This is a genomic window from Sulfurimonas hongkongensis (genome assembly GCF_000445475.1).
Taxonomy (GTDB): domain Bacteria; phylum Campylobacterota; class Campylobacteria; order Campylobacterales; family Sulfurimonadaceae; genus Sulfurimonas; species Sulfurimonas hongkongensis.
The window spans coordinates 157,126-175,366 of sequence record NZ_AUPZ01000004.1; the positions used below are offsets into that span (position 1 = coordinate 157,126).

Genomic DNA, 18,241 nt, shown 5'->3' on the forward strand with positions numbered 1-18,241 from the left:
AAAATTCTGTTTTTAAAGTGTTGCTTTTTTAAAAGATATGTCTGGGAGACTTCACCATAGATAAGGAAGCGATGCTTTAGCTTCGCATATTATGATTGTGAACTCACTCCAAAATCCCCAAAACATTTCTTTTTATAAGTGGGGTATTTTTTTCTATGTTATCTGTAGAGATTGGAAGTATTGAGAGTTGGATATGTTTTTTAACATTTTTTTTGTTAAAAAAGTTGTCTAAAACTAAAACTGCATTTTCTCCAAAGACATATGGTTGTTGCATCGCAGCTCCAATGATAATGCCTTTAGGAATCAACTCTAAAAATTCTGGTTCCGCATCAAAGACTATTAACAAAACCTTATTCTCCTTGCCTGCATCTTTTATAGCATCTAGCGCAGCTTTGTATCTATCTGACCCTTGAAGCCAAATAGCTCGTAGATTTTCATTTTTTTCAATCAGCTCTTTTGAAAAATCATATGTCTCTTTATATGAGAAGTCTACTTGCTGTTTTAAACCGTCAACCTTGATGCCTGACTGGCTCATAGCCCTCATAAAGCCAGCTGTTCTAGCTTTGCCATTTGCTCTTTTTTGAGGGATGGAAATTATACCAACAGAGCCATTCTTATCCCATCCAAGCTCTCTCATTTTTTTAGTTAAAACTTGACCTATCTTATATGCTCCATCTTGATTGTCCGAAGAGATAAACGAGACGTAGTCTCCTTCATCAGCCCCTATATCACATATGACGACTGGAATATTTGCAGATTTAGCAAACTTTAAAATAGTAACAGCAGATGAAGAGTTTATAGGTGAGAGAACTATCGCATCTACTCTGTTTTTTATTGCTTTTATAGTGTTTTGTATCTCAAACTTTTTAATATTATTAGAACTATAGATGCTTACTTTATAGCCTAATTTAGCAGCACTATTTTTTATACCACGACTCATTATTTCCCAAAAAGGTATCCTTATATCTGAGACAATGTAAGCTATCTTTTTTTTAGAAACACTAGAGTTGACTTCAACTGCACCTAAAAAAGTAACAAAAAAAGTTACTAATAGAGTTGTTTTTATAAGATTCATGCCATCCTCAATTTTTTAAATATCCACTTTTGGCTCACTAAAAAAATAACCTTGAGAGTAGTCGATGCCTAACTCTATAACTTTATTTTGAATATTTTTATTTTCCACAAATTCAGCAATGGTTTTTATATCCATTCTTTTAGCAAAGTCTACTATTGTTGATACAACTGCCTGTGCTTGTTTGTTTGTGTCTATCTCTTTTATGAGAGATCCATCAATCTTTATATAGTCAGCATTTAGCTTCATCAAGTAGTCAAAGTTGCTATAACCTGTACCAAAATCATCTATAGCTATCTTCGAACCAAGCTCTTTTATTTTATTTATAAAACCTAAAACCGCTTTAAAATTTTCTATGGATTCAGTCTCTACTATCTCAAAAACAACTCTTGATGCAATGCTGTACTTAATGAGCATATTGTATATGTACTCTTTTATCTCATTGTTTAAAATATCTTCAATGGTTATATTTATAGAAAATTCAATGCTGCTATCTTTAAAGCGCTCAAAAGATTTTTCTATCATTATCTTAGTGATCGTTGAGTAGTATTTTGTCTTTTTTGAGATTTCTAAAAAGAAAAAAGGAGATATTAGTCTATCTTTATCTTTCATTCTAACTAAGGATTCGTATTTTTCTATTTTGTTTGTTTTGTTATTGATAATAGGTTGGTAGACTGGTATAAAACTATCTTCAAAGATGGCTCCTCTTATCTTTTTTGTCCAGTAAATATTGTTCTCATACTCTTTGTTTAAAGATATAGCTTCACTAAAGACCACTATGTTTTCGTTGTTTCTTTTTGCAACTTTTAAAGCCATATCTGCGCTTGGTAAAATCTTATCTTTACTCTCAAAAGAGACCCCAATGGTAAAGTTAAAGTTTAATTCTTCTTCATCAACTTCTACAGATATATCAGCAAAAATATCTACTAGTTTATGTATGTTTTTTTCAAACTCATCTTTATCTATATCATGGTTAAATAAAACATACTCATCGCCTTGAATATGGTATGTATAAGTATTTTTATGTCTAGTTACTCCTGATATATGTTGACCTACTTGTTTGATGATATAGTCTCCAACCTCATATCCATAAAAGTCATTGAGCTCTGAAAAATTATCTATGTTTATGATGGCAAGTGCTGGATTTGAACTGCGGCTGATGTCACGGATCAGCTTATATCTGTTTCCCAAGTTAGTTAGTGTGTCAGTATTTGCTATTTTATCAAGTTGTTTTTGTTGATTTATCATTTTAGTAATATCATGCCTAACTGCTATAAACTCAACAATATCTTGATTCTCATCTAAGATTGGTAAGATAGTTGAATCTACCCAATAGTCACTTAGTTTACCTCTGTTTTTTAAAATTCCTTTCCAGACTTTTTTATTGCCAATAGTCTTCCAAAGCTCTATGTATAGCTCTTTTGGGGTCTCTTTATGCCTTACAATATTATGTGATTTACCGATAACTTCTTCTGGCTTAAAGCCTGAAATATTATAAAAATACTCATTTGCATAAATAATCTTCCCATTAAGGTCTGACTTTGTAACTATACTTGATTTGTCAAGCGCCAATTCATAGCTTCTTAAAAATGCAATATTTTGATCTAATCTATATCTTGAATCTTTGATAGAACTTATCATATTGTTAAGGGTTGATGATAGAATCGCTAATTCTTTAGAGTCATAAGAAGGAATCTTACCTATTGGTATGCCATCAGCTGTTTTATTATTAATTATTTTTATAATACTATTAAGAGGCTTTTGTACTATTTTGTGTATGACAAAATAGAGTACCAATAAGACTATCATAGTGCTTAATAATGTAATTATTATACTGAGTGTAATGATGTTTTCTAGTTTTTCTTCTACTAAATCATAAGAAGCATAAATTGCTATATTGCCTAATTTTAAACCATTTTGATTATAAATATCATCTTTGATATTGAGATAAGAGTTATTTATCATTTCTTGATGAGTCTCATTGTTTTGGTCGTAATCTTCTATCTTTTGATTATTGTTGATTTTACCAACTAAATATTTTGAGTTCAATATCTTTGCCATATTGTAATCTTCAACAACTATAGCTAGGGTATATTTACGATTTAGCTCATTTGCTATAAGATTTTCATACTCATGTACAGAGTATGAATCCATAAAAGGGTAAATACTGTTTTTTAGTAGTGATAGACTTGTTTTGACATCACTTTTTATATCTTTAATAATTAGCTCTTTTGTTTGGTCGTAAAATATTTTACTTACTATCAAAACAGCAATAATTATCGTAAATGTAATTGCGAGAAAAAGTGTATAAAATATTGATTTTTGTCTATTTTTCATTTATGCTCACAAAATCCTTAAGTCAAGTAATAGGGTTACTTTATCTAATTTTATATTAATAAGAAATATGGTTTTAGTAAAGAAAAAGAGGGATTATACAAAAGTTTTTAGGTGGTGGCCAATCTCGGAATCGAACCAAGGACACAGTGATTTTCAGTCACTTGCTCTACCGACTGAGCTAATTGGCCACAAAGTTGAGGTTTTTTAAAAGAGGTGGTGGCCTGTCTCGGAATCGAACCAAGGACACAGTGATTTTCAGTCACTTGCTCTACCGACTGAGCTAACAGGCCATCTTTTAAAGAGCGAAATTGTATCTTTTAAGTACTGAATTTTAGCTTACGCACAGCATTTTTAAACTCATTACCTCTTTGCATGTAAGAGCTAAACTCATCGAGGCTAGAAGCTGCTGGAGAGAGTAGGGCAGTTTCATCTTTTTTTAATCTTTTATCTATTTTTGTTATAGCACTAGATAGATTTTTACAGGTTGTAAACTCTATCTGATACTTTTGTGCAAGATTTGAGAGTTTTTCTTTGTTTGAGCCTATTGTGTAGATCTTAAGAGATAGATTTTGCATATACTCAAATAACTCATCAAGTTCTACACCTTTGTCATCTCCGCCGAGTATCAGATGAATATATGAATCTTTATATCTCTTTAGTGCAACTATAGTTGCGTCTATATTTGTCGCTTTTGTATCATTGACCCAGAGTCTTTGCTTTGCATCTCTTAACTCTTCTTGACGGTGTGCTTCAAGTGTAAATGTGTTGATTTTTTCATAGTTTATCTCATCAAACAAAATTTTATCAACTGCCATAGCTAAGAGTGCATCAGCTAAAAAAGCGCCTTTAAACTTTACTTTGTTCGCATCTATATCAAAATACTCAGCAAGTGAAGTTTCATCTTTGTAAGTGATAAGATGTGCATCTGTTGGTGTATCTTTATAAGCTTCTGGGATTATTGCAACTTCGCCTTCTCTCATAAAAGAGAGTGGTTTTAGCTTCGCATTTACATAATCTTTCATACTTCCATGCCAGCTTACATGGTCAGGGCTTAAAGGAAGAAGAACATAGATATTTGGTGCTGCTTTATTTGTGTAGTGCAGAGTAAAAGAGCTAGTCTCAAGTAGCCATATCTTTGCATCTTTATCTAGTAAAGCTAAGGGAGTGCCAATATTTCCACCACAAACACTTCCCTTAGACGCCAAGAGATGTTGCATCATTTGAGTTGTTGTAGTCTTTCCGTTTGTTCCACTTATCCAAACTTTTAAGGGACTTACATCTGCAAAATAGTCATATTCGCTTATAAGATTTTTAGATATTTTTATAAGTGTGTTTGATGGAGAGATGCCAGGTGAGGAAATCTCTAAGCAAGAGTATTTTGGGTTAAATTCATTTGATGGTTTTATCATAAATCCATCTTCATCACGAAAAGGTTTTAGACATTTGTCATCATAAAAGGTAGCATTTTTTACAACTTTTGCTAAAGCTTTTGTGGTTTTTCCGTAGCCAAATAGTGAGACTTTTTGCATCTAGCGAATCTTCAGTGTGATAAGAGCGACAAGATTTGATAAAATTGCGATAATCCAAAACCTAACTATAATCTTGTTCTCAGCCCACTTTTTCATCTCAAAATGATGATGAATCGGAGCCATTAAAAAGACTCGTTTGTTTCTGAGTTTATAACTTCCAACTTGCAAAATTACTGAAACTGTCTCTATAACAAAAATAGAGCCTATAAGAAGAAGAAGTATCTCATTTTTAGAGATAATGGCAAGATAGCCCAAAAATGCACCAACAGTTAAAGAGCCACTATCTCCCATAAAAACCTCGGCTGGATGGCAGTTGTACCACAAAAACCCAGTCAAAGCTCCCATCAAAGCACTAGCTACAATGGCTACTTCACCCACATCAAAGTTTGGCATTAAAAGATAAGAGCTTATAACTGCGTTGCCTGTGAAGTAGATGATGATACTAAAAGATGCAAGTGCTGCAAGGGATGGAACTGTAGCTAAGCCATCAAGCCCATCAGTTAAATTTACTGCGTTTGAAGTTGAGACGATGACTATAGACCAAAATATCATCGAGAACATTCCCATATCCAAGACTGGATTTTTCAAAAACGGTATGTAGAGTTCAGTGTTTAGCTCGGCACTAAGACATAAATAAACTGTTATAGCGATGGACGCTAGTATCTGTAAGAGTAGTTTTGTTCTTGCCTTTAACCCCGCTCCATTTTGGCTCTTTTTTATTTTTGCTATGTCATCTTTAAAGCCTATAAGAACAAAAAGAACAAGCGTGAGAATGGCTCCGATGGCGAACATATTGGAAAACTTTATAGTAAGAAGAGATGCTAGTATAGTAGCACTTACAAAGACTATACCGCCCATAGTTGGAGTTTTTTCTTTTTGTCTATGTCCTTGTGGAGCAAGATCGTAGATGGGTTGAACGCTTGAGTTTTTTTGTGCCCATCTTATAAACTTTGGCATTAAAAATAGAGTGAAAAAAAGAGCTAAGAAGAATGAAATTCCTGCCCTAATAGTAATGTAGCCGAGTATATTTATATTTAGTAATTCATGAAGAGCATATAGCAAAGTGGTTAGTTCCTTAGTTGTTTAGAAGTGACATTATAGATGTTTTATTGTAAAAGTATGATAAAGTGAAAATATTTTATTACATTTGGTCATTTTTGAAAAAAGAGTATAATTACAAAATTTTACAAAAAGGGAGTAGATTTGTCAAAAAAAGCTGTTTTAGTCATAACAGATGGCATAGGTTATAGCACAAAAAACGAGCATAACGCATTTTACAAAGCTAAAAAACCTACTTATGACAAACTTTTTAAAGAAGTGCCACACTCTTTTATAGAGACCTCAGGACTAAGTGTTGGTCTTCCTAAAGGGCAGATGGGAAATTCTGAGGTTGGTCATATGAGCATAGGAAGTGGCAGAGTTTTGTATCAAGATCTTGTTAAAATCTCTTTAGCATTAAGCGAGAAAACACTAGAATCAAATGAAGTTTTACAATCACTTTTTAACAAATCATCAAGACTACATCTCATTGGGCTTATGAGTGATGGCGGAGTTCACTCTCACATAGACCATTTTATAGGGCTTGCAAATATTGCAGCAAAAAACAATAAAGAAGTTTTTTTGCATCTTATAACAGATGGTAGAGATGTCTCTCCAACTTCTGCAAAAAGGTTCCTTGAATCTTTAGAGTCCCAAATAGATAAAAGTGTAAAGATAGCAACTATTTCTGGGCGCTTTTTTGCAATGGATAGAGATAACCGCTGGGATAGAGTCCAAAAAGCCTATGAAGCTATGGTAGACGCAAAGCCAAAAACAAACTTAAGTGCAAGTTCTTATATAGACACATCTTATGCTAAAGGCGAGACGGATGAGTTTATAGAGCCTGTCGCATTTGAAGATTATAACGGTGTTACAGATGGAGATAGCATCTTAACTATAAACTTTAGAAGTGATAGGATGAGAGAGCTAGTAACTGCTCTTGGAAGTAGTAAATTTGATAGCTTTAAAGGCACTAAAAAAAGAGTTAATTTAGCGACTATGACAGAGTATGATAAATCTTTTTCTTATCCAGTTTTGTTTTTAAAAGAGCCTCCAAAAAATACTCTAGCTGAGGTAATAGCGTCAAAGGGATTAAGACAACTCCACACAGCTGAGACAGAAAAGTATGCTCATGTTACATTTTTTCTAAATGGCGGTATCGATGAGCCTTATGAGAATGAGACAAGAGTTCTTATCCCCTCACCTGATGTAAAAACTTACGATATGAAACCAGAGATGAGTGCAAAAGAGGTTGGGGATGTTGTTCTTAGTGCTATGGGTGAGGAGTATGACTTTGTAGTTGTAAACTTTGCAAATGGTGATATGGTAGGACATACTGGGAATGAGAAAGCCGCAATTTTGGCAGTTGAGGCTGTAGATGCAGAGTTAGGACGCATACTAAAATGTGCAAAAGAGCAAGGCTACTCTGTAGTTATTACATCTGATCATGGAAATTGTGAAGAGATGAAAAATGATGATGGAAGTATCCTAACAAACCATACAGTTGGAAAAGTCTGGTGTTTTGTAGTCGCCCAGGGAGTCACAAAAGTAGAAGATGGAGGACTAAACAACATAGCTCCAACAGTTTTAAAACTCATGGATATAGAGATACCAAAAGAGATGGATAGTAGTTTGGTTTAAACATTGGGCGAGGTTGAAACCTCACTTCCAGAAGGTGTGACAAACTGCTCTTGTTTACAAGTTCTAAGAGTGTGAAATTATAAAATAAATTAAAGGAAAAGTAGTGAAATTTAGCGGAAAAAATGTTTTAGTTACAGGTTCTAGTCGTGGGATTGGTGCTGAGATTGCAAAGACTTTGGCTGGTTATGGTTTAAAAGTTTGGATTAATTATAGAAGTGGTGCAAAAGAAGCTGATGCCATAAAGGATAACATAGAAGAAAGTGGTGGCAGGGCTGCTGTTATTGGCTTTGATGTTAGTGATGAGGTTGCATTTGTAGATGCCATTAAGACTATAGTAGATTGTGATGGGGAACTTTCATATCTTGTAAATAATGCTGGCATTACAAATGATAAACTTGCACTTCGTATGAAAACAGAGGAGTTTATGAGCGTTATAAATGCTAACTTAGCGTCTTGTTTTATAGGATGTCGTGAAGCTATGAAAGTTATGAGAAAGAAAAAGTTTGGCTCAGTTGTAAACATCGCATCCATCGTAGGAGAGACGGGAAATGCTGGACAAACAAATTATGCAGCCTCAAAAGGTGGAGTTATTGCGATGAGCAAGAGTTTTGCAATAGAAGCAGCAACAAGTGGCATCCGTTACAACACCATAACTCCAGGTTTTATTGCAACCCAGATGACAGATACCCTAAGTGATGAAGTAAAGGAGAGTTTTACATCTAAGATACCGATGAGACGCTTTGGAGACGCAAAAGAAGTAGCAGAAGCAACAGCCTTTTTACTCTCGGATCACTCTAGTTATATAACAGGTGAAACACTAAAAGTTAATGGTGGCATGAACATGGCGTAATAGTTTATTTAAGTTAAATATGTTACAATTTCGCGATTTTATAATAAAAAAAATAGGAGCTATAATGGCACTTTTAGACGATATTAAAGAAGTAGTAGTTGAGCAACTCAGCGTTAATGCAGATGAAGTAAAAGAGGACGCAAAGTTCGTTGAAGATTTAGGTGCTGATAGCCTTGATGTAGTTGAACTAGTAATGGCTCTTGAAGAGAAATTTGATATCGAGATTCCTGATGATGAAGCAGAGAAGATTCAAACTGTTAAAGATGTTGTTGATTATATAGAAAATAAATAATCATACTAAAATATTTTTAGAACTCAGTTTGCAACTTTGCAACTGAGTTTTTTAGAGTATTTTATAAATTTTGTGATGGAGAGTTTTTTTATGAGAAGAGTTGTAGTAACTGGTATAGGTATGATAAATGCAGTTGGTAATGATAAAGAGAGTTCGTTTAAGGCTATGTGTGATGGCAAATGTGGCATAGATGAGATTACTCTTTTTGATGCATCTGAGTACTCTGTTAGAATCGCAGGAGAAGTAAAAAACTTTGATGCATCAACAGTTATGGCACCTAAAGAAGTTAAAAAAGCAGATAGATTTATTCATCTTGGACTAAAAGCTGCAGCAGAAGCTATGGAAGATGCAAATCTTCCACAAGACACAGATATGGATAGATTTGGTATCAGTGCAGGCTCTGGCATCGGAGGTCTTCCTGCTATTGAGAAAAACTCTATTATTCTTGCAACTAAAGGTCCTAGAAGGATATCTCCATTTTTTATTCCATCAGCATTAGTTAATATGCTTGGCGGTTTTGTCTCAATAAAGCATGGAACAAAGGGTCCTAACTTATCGAGTGTAACTGCTTGTGCAGCTGGAACTCACGCTATAAGCGAAGCGGTTAAAACTATTATGTGCAATGGTGCAGATAAGATGTTAGTAGTATCAGCCGAGTGTGCAGTTACTGGTGCTGGAGTTGGTGGGTTTGCGGCTATGAAAGCACTCTCAACTAACAATGAAAATCCAAAAGAGGCTTCTCGTCCTTTTGATTCTGCTCGTGATGGCTTTGTTATGGGCGAAGGTGCTGCAGCTTTAGTTTTAGAAAGTTATGAGGATGCAGTTGCAAGAGGTGCAAATATTTACGGTGAAATTATAGGCTTTGGTGAGAGTGGCGATGCTAATCACATAACAACACCTAGCCTTGATGGTCCAGCTCGTGCTATGATGGCAGCTTATAAAATGGCAGGTGAGCCTAAAATCGACTATATAAATGCACACGGAACAAGCACACCTATCAATGATAAAAACGAAACTGCCGCAGTAAAAGAACTTTTGGGCAAAAATTTTCCTCCAATGAGCTCTATAAAAGGTCAAATAGGCCACTGTTTAGGTGCAGCTGGTGGAATAGAAGCTGTTGCTTGTTTGATGGCAATGAGAGATGGCATCATCCCTCCAACTATTAACTATACAACTCCAGATGAAGCTTGTGATCTTGACTATGTTCCTAACACTTCAAGAAAAGCAGATCTAAATGTAGTTATGAGTAACTCTTTTGGTTTTGGTGGAACTAATGGTGTTTTAATCTTTAAAAAACTCTAAAAAAGGACTCAAATGGCAACATATTTAGATTTTGAATATAAGATCAAATTTATTCAAGAAGATATAATCTCTGCTCGTGTTCGTCATGATGAGATCGAAGTAGAGAAACTTCAAGCAAATCTTGATAAGGAAGTTAATAAAACTTTTAGTAATCTAACTCCTTTTCAACAACTCCAGCTTGCTCGTCATATAGATAGACCTTATGCGCTTGACTATATCAACATGATTATGCGCGATAAATATGAGATCCATGGAGATAGACACTTTCGCGATGATGCTGCAATCTTGTGCTATATCGGCTATATCGGTGATGAGAGGGCTGTGGTTATTGGAGAGCAAAAGGGTCGTGGAACTAAAAATAAGATAAGAAGAAACTTTGGTATGCCCCATCCTGAGGGTTACAGAAAAGCTCTTCGTGCTGCAAAGTTAGCGGAGAAGTTTAATCTTCCTCTTTTGATGTTAGTAGATACTCCGGGCGCATATCCAGGTTTGGGTGCAGAAGAGAGAAACCAAAGCGAAGCGATTGCAAGAAATCTTTTAGAGCTTTCAGAACTTGATACCGAGAGTGTCTCTATAGTTATCGGTGAAGGTGGAAGTGGTGGAGCTTTGGCTATCGGTGTTGCTGATAGATTTGCTATGATGCGTTACTCTGTTTTTAGTGTTATCTCGCCTGAGGGCTGCTCTGCAATACTTTGGAATGACCCTAAAAAAGCAGAAGCTGCTACAAACGCTATGAAAATCACAAGTGGAGACCTAAAAAAACTTGGACTTATAGATGACATCATAGATGAGCCACTTATTGGTGCTCATAGAGATAAAGAGGCTGCAGCTGCGGCTATCGCTGATTATTTCTTATCTAGCGTTAAAACACTTAGAGATATGAGTAAAGAGGATAGGCTTCAAGCTAGATATGAAAAACTAACAGGTATCGGCGCTTACGCAGAGTAAGCTGAATCTTCTTTTTTAACGTCTTTCTCTTCTTCTTCTTCTTCTTTTTGACCCTCTAACAAAAGAGGATCAAATTTTGGTCTTTTTAATCTTTTAGCATCTTTACTAAACTTTATAAGATTCTCAACACTTTTAATGTCTTTATTTGTCTTTTTGATACCGTCAAGTGAGAGTTTAAATAGCTCATAGGTAGTTATAACATCACTCATTGCCCTATGATGGGTTGCATCTGGGTTTAGGTTGAGTGTATCATTTAAGTAAGACAGAGCATATCTGTAGGAGACTATAGTTCTTTGAGCAATGGCTAGCGAACATAGAGAACGATTTAGTAGAGGCTCTAGTCCAATTTTTTGCATACTAAGAGAGATAAAACTATAATCAAACTTTACATCATGTGCAACAAAGATAGAGTTCGCTAAAAAAGTTTTAAACTTATAAAGTACATCTTTTAAGGGTGGTGCATCTTTTGTATCTTCGACCTTAATTCCAGTTATTTCAGATATATGAATATTTATCTCTTGGCACTTTACAAGAGACTCAAATCTATCTATGACTTTGCCATCTTTGATTTTAAGAGCTGCTATTTCGATTATCTGGTGCTTTTCTATCTTTGAGCCATTTGTCTCAATATCTACTATACAAAACTCTCCATCAGTTATAGAAGTAAATCTTGTAGAGAAGTAGTAAGAACCATGATGCTTTATGATCTCTAGTCCTTGAGAGTGCCAAAGTTCTAAGCAAAGATCTAGTTGATTATCATCTATTTGAGACTTTAAATGCTCTTGTGCTAAACCTTTGTTTGAGAGTTTTTGGATACTTTTTGCATCTAGCGCGAAATCATTAGTGAGCATTATCTATAAACTCTCTTACTTTTTTTGCATCTTTATTGCCATGAGAAATTTCAACTCCACTACTCACATCAACTCCATAAAAACCATATTTTTTAAGTGCCACTACATTGGATGCATCAAGCCCACCAGCTAAGATGATTTTAGAGCAATCAACTCCATCAAACCACTCTATATTTAACCTTTTGCCAGCCCCGCCATAATCCTCACAATATGCATCTACAAGTCTATATTCATCACTATAGTTTAAAATATCTTCTGCACTCTTAGCTCTTATGACTTTGATGTGAGGAACAAAAAGTTGCTCATAGAGTGCCTCGTCTGCTTCAAAGTGGATTTGGGCTAGAGTACATCCAGACTCTTGCATATATGAGTTTATAACTTGTGCATCCACATTTACAAAGAGACCTACTTTTTCTACAAATGGAGGAAGTTTTGAGATGATTTTTTGTGCATCACTAGGAGAGATATATCTAGGAGACTCTTCATAAAAAACAAAGCCCAGAGCATCAGCACCAGCGTCTATAGCATTCATAGCATCAGTAAATGTGGTTATTCCGCAAATCTTAGTTTTCATTATGTTTCTAAACTTTAAGTGAAGCTATTGCATCTTTTTTTGAAGCATGGTTAAAAATATAGCTTCCAGCGACTACAATATCTACACCTACCTCTTTTAGACTTTGTATGTTTTTATAGCTCACTCCCCCATCAACTTCTATAAGACAAGCTGGATTTAGTCTCTTTCTCATATCGTTTAGCTTAGCAGCTTTTGGAATAACACTCTGTATAAAACTTTGACCACCAAAGCCAGGATTTACACTCATAAGCAGAACCATATCTAAATCTTTTAAGATGTACTCTAGAGATTCTGGGGGTGTTTGAGGGTTTAAAACTATGGCTGGTTTTATGCCTAGTGAGCGGATTTTTTGGATGAGTCTGTGAGGATGTTTTTCTTCTTCTATATGGAAAGATATATATTTCGGTTTTAGTGGTGCAAATAGTTCAACAAAAAAAGTGTTGTTTTGAACCATCAGGTGTATATCAAGTGGTTTCGTAGCACATGCTGCAATGGCAGATACTACAACAGGTCCAATGGTTAAGTTTGGTACAAAATGACCGTCCATCACATCCACATGAACTAGATCACAGCCACTAGAACATATATCTTCTACATCTCTTTGCAAGTTACCAAAATCAGCCGATAAAACACTAGGGGCTACTAACATAAATATTCCTTATATATATGAGAACTGAACTCTCATTTTAATTGAATGTTCTGAACAATTATTAAGTTGGATCCTGAATCAAAACAAGAGAATCGCTTTTTGCTATGCAAAAATGTTTCTTTAGAGTTCAGCATGACATACGTCTCGTCAAGTTAAGTATGACACACATCTCGTCATTCCGTGCTTGACACGGAATCTAGTTTATAGATTGATTCAGAGTGTTTAGTTTTGTAATTATACAGATGCAAGCTTTTATCTAGTTAAGAAAAAGAGAAACTTATCATCATTAAAAGATAGCTCAACTTGAACACCTTTTCTATCTTGAACTACCTCTAAGAGACTCTCAACATCGTTGTAGGTACGAGGGAGAGTTATATCTACGCTAATATTTTGATCCGAGAGAAGTGTTTTAATCTTTCCACCGACAATATTAACAAGCTCTGCTAAGGTATCTAAGATAAGCTCTACATCATTAGTATTTTCCCCTATAAGGAGCTCACAAGCTTTTTTTGCGATACCTTTAGGGAAGACTAATATCACCATTCCATCTAAGTCCCCATAGTAACCAATAGAACTTGCAATTTTGTCCGTTTTGTCTTTTATATCTATGGCTTGAACTTGAGCAGATTGTTTGATGGCTTTAGAATTTGTCATCATCTCAATAGTAACAACCGTTGCATCTATAAATCTTGGCAACTCAGTCACAGTCTTTTTGTTTATAACCCTTTTAGTTTTAGTATTTGCTGCACTCGATGCTCCAAGCTCTTCGAGAAGCTCTTTGTTTTTTAAGATATCATCCATCTGTTCATAAAACAAGATGCCAGCGTCTTCAAGAGTCTCTTTAAAGGTCTCTGTAGTCTTTTCAAAGTCCATACCAACAAAACAGATGCTAGCGTTATATTCAGCTGCAGCACTCGCTAGTTTTGAGAAAAAATTTAGTGCATGAACATTCATGCTTATTACTTTGTAAGCATCAAATATAAAGAGCCTAAAGCCTACATTTAAGGAGTTATTATGGTACTGGATATTGAACTTATTTGAAATCTCTGCATCTAAAAAAGAAGAGATAGAGTAAATAATGGCATTTCCTGTAACTCTTGTAGCTATTTTTTGTCCCATTTGACCTAGATATGTTAAGTCAACTATGGCATCATAAGCATCTTTGTTAGATGATTTTTCTTTAAATTCTTTCTCTGTTTGGGCAATTATGGGATTGTGTCCATTGTCATGAAGCTCTATAGCCATTGCTGAGCGTTGAGATTTGTCTTCACTATAGAGTAAAACATTTTTATTTTGGTTTTGAAAAGAGGAGGAAAAAAGATAGGCTATATCTATAGTTTTATATAAAGAGAAGTACATTTTTTCTTGATAAAAGATATGGATGGCTTTGTATTTTTTCTCATCATAGTCACAAAAACCAACTGTTGCATGATTTTTGTGTCTTACTTTAGTAAAGAGTTTTATAAAGATATCAAGTCCATTTTTGTTAAAAAACACAACTCGTTTTAATGAAACTAAAATCATATCAACATCTAGCGTAGCTGTAGCCTCAATGTCATCTATGCTTAGAAAAGAGCTACTGCTGTTTCCATCTAAAAAGCCTTGAGGAGTAAAGACTCCTACTCCATTTTTGACAACGGCTCTCATTTTATCTCCATAAGAGTGGCAAAATCATCATAGATGTCACTTACAAAATCTACCTGAAAATCGATAAAATCATTTAAACCTGCTTCTATAAACATAGGCTGAGAGAGCTCATAAAAAAGTAGCAGATGCATCCACTTTGCAAGTAGGTTTATTTTTCCATTGGCTGATGGTTTTAATCCTGAGCTAGCTTGAATAATCTCGCCTATCTCTTTAGGCATCTCCCATTTTATAGAAATCTGTTCGCAGATATCAAACAGACCTATCCCACAAAGACGAGTTAGTATAGTATTGTAGTCGAGATTTTTAGTAGATCTTAAAAGTTTTACATCTTCGATCCTTTGGCAAAAAAGAGCCTCTGAGACTATGATGCTAGCTGGGAGTAGAGTTATAGAACTTGTTACGTTTTTATCATCAATACCTAGATGCTTTAAAATAAGCTCCCATCTTTTTGAGAGTCTTGCTTGGAGCTCATAAAAAGATTTTGCATTTAGTTTAAAAAGTAACCATTTTGAAGGGCTTAGAAGTGTAGTCATATAGTTATAGACGGTTTGCTGTGAGCCTGAGACGCCTAAGATGCCAAAGATCTGTGATATATCTTTGATCTCATGTGAGAAGCCATAGATAGGTTTATTTACTAAATTTTTAAGATATTTTGCAAGAGCTAGATCTGTTTGAGCAATCTTTGAAGCTTTTATAAGTTCACCATCATTTAAGAGTGAGAGAGTCTCTTTTAGTGCTTTTGGAGCAGGTGGAATTTTCTCTATATACTCATCAATCTCGTCTTTTGTTATCATTTTCTCTTCATTATTGGTATAGATTTGATACATTTTATCTTTATATATATAAAATACCTATTAAATCTACTTATGCTTTGTTTGTTCAAACATGGAGCTGCCTTTAAGCTGGAGTTTTGCTTCACATTGATATAATTCGCAACTTTTAAAAACCTAAAACTAAGGATTCTAGCATGGCAAGAAGATGTGCTATTAGTGGCAAAGGCCCTATGAGTGGGAACAATGTTTCTCATGCAAAAAACAGAACAAAGCGTCGTTTTTTACTAAACTTAAGAACAGTGCGTATCACATTAGAAGATGGTACAACCAAAAAGATTAAAATTTCTGCAAAAGAATTACGCACACTAAAGAAAAACTCGTAAGAGTATAGGAAATAGAGTTGAATCTTTTACAAAGGATTCGCAACTTCCTACATTGGGAGTCTGCTCCCAAACCCCAAACTAAACTTCTTCCTGAAGTTTATCCACATCTGAGAAAATTTCGTCTACCTCTTATTTTAACAATCATAACAATGTTACTTGGAACTATAGGCTATTTACTTTTAGAAAAAGTATCTCTAATGGATGCCATTTACCAAACAGGTATTACATTTACTACCGTTGGTTTTGGGGAGGTTTTTGAAGTCTCTAATGCAGGACGACTCTTTACTATAACACTAATTATTGCTGGTTTTGCTATATTTACTAGTGCTATAGGTATCATGGCGACTGAGTTAAATAGAGGTACTATTTTTAAGATTTTAAAGGAGCGAAAAATGTTATATAAGATAGCAAGATTAAAGAAGCATTTTGTTGTTTGTTATCATAATGATTACACTCTTGAAGTTACCAAACAGCTAAGAAAAAATCATATTCCTTTTGTTGTTGTTGATCCTAGAGAAGAGATTCATGAGTGGGCAATAGAGCATAACTATCAAAGCTACTTAAAAGCAGAGCCTCATGCTGAACTCTCAATGTTAAAGGCACATCTAGCATCCGCAAAAGGACTTATAACTCTATCTTCATCTATAGCTGATAATATTGCTCTTATAGCTTCTGTAAGACTTTTTGAACAGGAACATTTTTTGCCACGTCCATATTATGTTATCTCAGCAGCTGAGGCTATGAACGATGTTGAAAAACTTAAAAAATTAGGCGCAGACACAGTTGTCTCGCCTACAAAACTAACTGCCCAAAGAGTTAGTGCAATGGCGGCCCGCCCTGATATGGAAAATCTTTTAGAAGAGTTTTTATATAAGAGTGATAATCCACTAGATATGGAAGAAGTAGAGGTTCCAAAGTATAGTTGGGCAGTTCTTAAGAAGATAAAAGAGACACATATTCGCCAAATCACCAATACTTCAGTTATTGGTATAACGAAAAAAGATGGTAAATTTATCTCTATGCCAAAGGGTGATGTACTCATTACTAGTGAATGTAAACTCCTTATTATTGGTATGCAGAGTGATATCACAACCACAAAAGAGCTGCTTAGAAAGAGAACTAAACCTAAGGAGTTGAGATTTGTATAATATAGTTCAAGCAACTGGTGGAGTCTGTGCATCGGAAGGATTTTTTGCTGATGGGATAAGCGCTGGACTTAAAAAAGACAATGCACTAGATATGGCTTTTATTTATAGTGATAGTGAGTGTGAAATAGCCTCAGTTTTTACCACAAACAAGATGTTTGCAGCTCCTATAAAGCACTTTAGGGCTAAGGGTGAGTTTAAGACTAACTTTGTGCTAATTAACTCAAAAAATGCAAATGCAATGACTGGTAAGGTTGGAGTTGATGATATAGATGAGGTGTTAAGCAACTGCTCAGAGATGTTAAATCCTATCATGAGTTCAACTGGTGTTATTGGAGTGAGACTTCCAAAAGAAAAAATCATAAAGGGTATGAAGCTCTTTGACATAAAGAAGAAAAATCCAAACAATGCTGCAAAAGCCATTATGACAACTGACTCATTTTCAAAAGAGATAGCTCTAAAGGTTACACTCGATGATGGTAGCAGTTTTAGTATAGGAGCTATGGCAAAGGGTGCTGGAATGATAAACCCTGCAATGGCTACGATGCTCTGCTTTATAACTACAGATGCTAAGGTTTCAAAGCAAGAGATGCAAGAGATTCTTGATGAGGTCACAAAGACAACTTTTAACGCTATAAGTGTTGATGGTGATACTTCTACAAATGATACAGTTTTACTTCTAAGCAACTCTAGAAGTGGTGCATATGATAGAGAAGCTTTTAAAGAAGCACTTTTTAAAGTTATGCACTTTTTAGCGTTAGAGATAGTAAGAGATGGGGAGGGCGCTACTAAACTTGTGACTTATAAAATCACGGGTGCAAAAAATAATGCAGATGCTGAGGTAGTTGCAAAGACTCTAAGTGACTCACTCTTAGTAAAAACTGCTCTTTTTGGAGAAGATCCAAACTGGGGAAGGATAGCCTCTACTGTGGGAGCAAGTGGAGTTGAAGCTTATGAACAGATGCTGAAAATCTCATTTGACAATCTTTGTGTTTATGATAGAGGCAGACTAAATTTCGATGCTGAGATGGAGAAAAAGTGTGCAGTGGTAATGAGCCATAAAAAGTTTACTATTTCTTGTGACTTAGGAGTAGGAGCGGGCAGCTTTAAAGCTTATGGTTGTGATCTAGGCTATGAGTATGTCAAAATCAATGCAGACTATAGAACCTAATTTGTCATCTACAAGAACAAAAGTTACTCAACAATAAAA

Annotated in this window: 17 protein-coding genes and 2 tRNA genes; 8 read left to right on the top strand and 11 right to left on the bottom strand. The window is 34.9% G+C overall.

What is annotated here, in order from left to right; all coding sequences use genetic code 11:
- Positions 1 to 103 precede the first annotated feature (103 nt).
- The 6 genes from M947_RS15575 to mraY all read right to left on the bottom strand — a co-directional run bounded on the left by M947_RS15575 (position 104) and on the right by mraY (position 6,000).
- Positions 104 to 1,075, bottom strand: a complete 972-nt coding sequence (locus M947_RS15575; protein WP_021286988.1) for a substrate-binding domain-containing protein — start codon at positions 1,073 to 1,075, stop codon at positions 104 to 106.
- A gap of 15 nt (positions 1,076 to 1,090) precedes the next feature.
- Positions 1,091 to 3,409: a bifunctional diguanylate cyclase/phosphodiesterase gene (locus tag M947_RS0111870; protein ID WP_021286989.1), complete on the bottom strand. Its 2,319-nt coding sequence runs from the start codon at positions 3,407 to 3,409 to the stop codon at positions 1,091 to 1,093.
- Between the two features lie 112 nt (positions 3,410 to 3,521).
- A tRNA-Phe gene (locus M947_RS15580) sits at positions 3,522 to 3,597 on the bottom strand.
- A gap of 26 nt (positions 3,598 to 3,623) precedes the next feature.
- Positions 3,624 to 3,699, bottom strand: a tRNA-Phe gene (locus M947_RS15585).
- Positions 3,700 to 3,726: 27 nt separating this feature from the next.
- A complete protein-coding gene (gene murD, locus M947_RS15590) occupies positions 3,727 to 4,938 on the bottom strand; it encodes a UDP-N-acetylmuramoyl-L-alanine--D-glutamate ligase (RefSeq protein ID WP_021286990.1) in 1,212 nt (403 codons plus the stop codon).
- On the bottom strand, positions 4,939 to 6,000 hold the full coding sequence (gene mraY, locus M947_RS15595) for a phospho-N-acetylmuramoyl-pentapeptide-transferase (RefSeq protein WP_021286991.1): 1,062 nt from the start codon (positions 5,998 to 6,000) through the stop codon (positions 4,939 to 4,941).
- A gap of 141 nt (positions 6,001 to 6,141) precedes the next feature.
- Between mraY and gpmI the strand changes: the two genes are divergently transcribed.
- The 5 genes from gpmI to accA all read left to right on the top strand — a co-directional run bounded on the left by gpmI (position 6,142) and on the right by accA (position 11,009).
- A complete protein-coding gene (gene gpmI, locus M947_RS15600) occupies positions 6,142 to 7,617 on the top strand; it encodes a 2,3-bisphosphoglycerate-independent phosphoglycerate mutase (RefSeq protein WP_021286992.1) in 1,476 nt (491 codons plus the stop codon).
- Positions 7,618 to 7,720: 103 nt separating this feature from the next.
- Positions 7,721 to 8,467, top strand: a complete 747-nt coding sequence (fabG, locus tag M947_RS15605) for a 3-oxoacyl-ACP reductase FabG (RefSeq protein ID WP_021286993.1) — start codon at positions 7,721 to 7,723, stop codon at positions 8,465 to 8,467.
- A 64-nt stretch (positions 8,468 to 8,531) separates the two neighbouring features.
- Positions 8,532 to 8,759, top strand: coding sequence for an acyl carrier protein (acpP, locus tag M947_RS15610; RefSeq protein WP_021286994.1), 228 nt, complete (start codon positions 8,532 to 8,534; stop codon positions 8,757 to 8,759).
- A gap of 90 nt (positions 8,760 to 8,849) precedes the next feature.
- Positions 8,850 to 10,061, top strand: coding sequence for a beta-ketoacyl-ACP synthase II (locus M947_RS15615; RefSeq protein WP_021286995.1), 1,212 nt, complete (start codon positions 8,850 to 8,852; stop codon positions 10,059 to 10,061).
- 12 nt (positions 10,062 to 10,073) lie between these two features.
- Positions 10,074 to 11,009, top strand: coding sequence for an acetyl-CoA carboxylase carboxyl transferase subunit alpha (gene accA / locus M947_RS15620; RefSeq protein WP_021286996.1), 936 nt, complete (start codon positions 10,074 to 10,076; stop codon positions 11,007 to 11,009).
- Here accA and M947_RS15625 read toward each other — a convergent pair.
- The 5 genes from M947_RS15625 to M947_RS15645 all read right to left on the bottom strand — a co-directional run bounded on the left by M947_RS15625 (position 10,997) and on the right by M947_RS15645 (position 15,524).
- Positions 10,997 to 11,860, bottom strand: a complete 864-nt coding sequence (locus M947_RS15625; protein ID WP_021286997.1) for a 3'-5' exonuclease — start codon at positions 11,858 to 11,860, stop codon at positions 10,997 to 10,999. The genes accA and M947_RS15625 overlap by 13 nt on opposite strands.
- Entirely contained in the window at positions 11,850 to 12,434 is a 585-nt protein-coding gene (locus tag M947_RS15630; protein ID WP_021286998.1) for a phosphoribosylanthranilate isomerase, read from the bottom strand. Before M947_RS15630 ends, M947_RS15625 begins: the two co-directional genes overlap by 11 nt.
- Positions 12,435 to 12,441: 7 nt before the next feature.
- The gene (rpe, locus tag M947_RS15635; protein ID WP_021286999.1) at positions 12,442 to 13,083 is read right to left on the bottom strand and encodes a ribulose-phosphate 3-epimerase; all 642 of its coding nucleotides are present in this window, start codon (positions 13,081 to 13,083) and stop codon (positions 12,442 to 12,444) included.
- A 252-nt stretch (positions 13,084 to 13,335) separates the two neighbouring features.
- The gene (locus M947_RS15640; protein ID WP_021287000.1) at positions 13,336 to 14,730 is read right to left on the bottom strand and encodes a chemotaxis protein CheX; all 1,395 of its coding nucleotides are present in this window, start codon (positions 14,728 to 14,730) and stop codon (positions 13,336 to 13,338) included.
- Positions 14,727 to 15,524: an HDOD domain-containing protein gene (locus M947_RS15645; RefSeq protein WP_031347872.1), complete on the bottom strand. Its 798-nt coding sequence runs from the start codon at positions 15,522 to 15,524 to the stop codon at positions 14,727 to 14,729. Before M947_RS15645 ends, M947_RS15640 begins: the two co-directional genes overlap by 4 nt.
- 173 nt (positions 15,525 to 15,697) lie before the next feature.
- Here M947_RS15645 and rpmB point away from each other — a divergent pair, with 173 nt between their 5' ends.
- The 3 genes from rpmB to argJ are packed head-to-tail and all read left to right on the top strand — an operon-like array spanning position 15,698 to position 18,202.
- Complete coding sequence (gene rpmB / locus M947_RS15650; protein WP_021287002.1) at positions 15,698 to 15,886, top strand: 50S ribosomal protein L28; 189 nt, start codon at positions 15,698 to 15,700, stop codon at positions 15,884 to 15,886.
- Positions 15,887 to 15,903: 17 nt separating this feature from the next.
- A complete protein-coding gene (locus M947_RS15655) occupies positions 15,904 to 17,034 on the top strand; it encodes a potassium channel family protein (protein ID WP_021287003.1) in 1,131 nt (376 codons plus the stop codon).
- Positions 17,027 to 18,202 carry a bifunctional glutamate N-acetyltransferase/amino-acid acetyltransferase ArgJ gene (argJ, locus tag M947_RS15660; protein ID WP_021287004.1) on the top strand — a complete coding sequence of 392 codons (1,176 nt, stop codon included), beginning with the start codon at positions 17,027 to 17,029 and terminating at the stop codon, positions 18,200 to 18,202. Before M947_RS15655 ends, argJ begins: the two co-directional genes overlap by 8 nt.
- Positions 18,203 to 18,241: the final 39 nt, after the last annotated feature.

Coding starts and splice junctions, on each gene's coding strand:
- murD (WP_021286990.1), bottom strand. CDS start 4,938: ATGCAAAAAGTCTCACTATTTGGCTACGGAAAAACCACAAAAGCTTTA.
- M947_RS15640 (WP_021287000.1), bottom strand. CDS start 14,730: ATGAGAGCCGTTGTCAAAAATGGAGTAGGAGTCTTTACTCCTCAAGGC.
- M947_RS15625 (WP_021286997.1), bottom strand. CDS start 11,860: ATGCTCACTAATGATTTCGCGCTAGATGCAAAAAGTATCCAAAAACTC.
- M947_RS15630 (WP_021286998.1), bottom strand. CDS start 12,434: ATGAAAACTAAGATTTGCGGAATAACCACATTTACTGATGCTATGAAT.
- M947_RS15575 (WP_021286988.1), bottom strand. CDS start 1,075: ATGAATCTTATAAAAACAACTCTATTAGTAACTTTTTTTGTTACTTTT.
- M947_RS15615 (WP_021286995.1), top strand. CDS start 8,850: ATGAGAAGAGTTGTAGTAACTGGTATAGGTATGATAAATGCAGTTGGT.
- M947_RS15645 (WP_031347872.1), bottom strand. CDS start 15,524: ATGATAACAAAAGACGAGATTGATGAGTATATAGAGAAAATTCCACCT.
- rpmB (WP_021287002.1), top strand. CDS start 15,698: ATGGCAAGAAGATGTGCTATTAGTGGCAAAGGCCCTATGAGTGGGAAC.
- rpe (WP_021286999.1), bottom strand. CDS start 13,083: ATGTTAGTAGCCCCTAGTGTTTTATCGGCTGATTTTGGTAACTTGCAA.
- M947_RS0111870 (WP_021286989.1), bottom strand. CDS start 3,409: ATGAAAAATAGACAAAAATCAATATTTTATACACTTTTTCTCGCAATT.
- acpP (WP_021286994.1), top strand. CDS start 8,532: ATGGCACTTTTAGACGATATTAAAGAAGTAGTAGTTGAGCAACTCAGC.
- accA (WP_021286996.1), top strand. CDS start 10,074: ATGGCAACATATTTAGATTTTGAATATAAGATCAAATTTATTCAAGAA.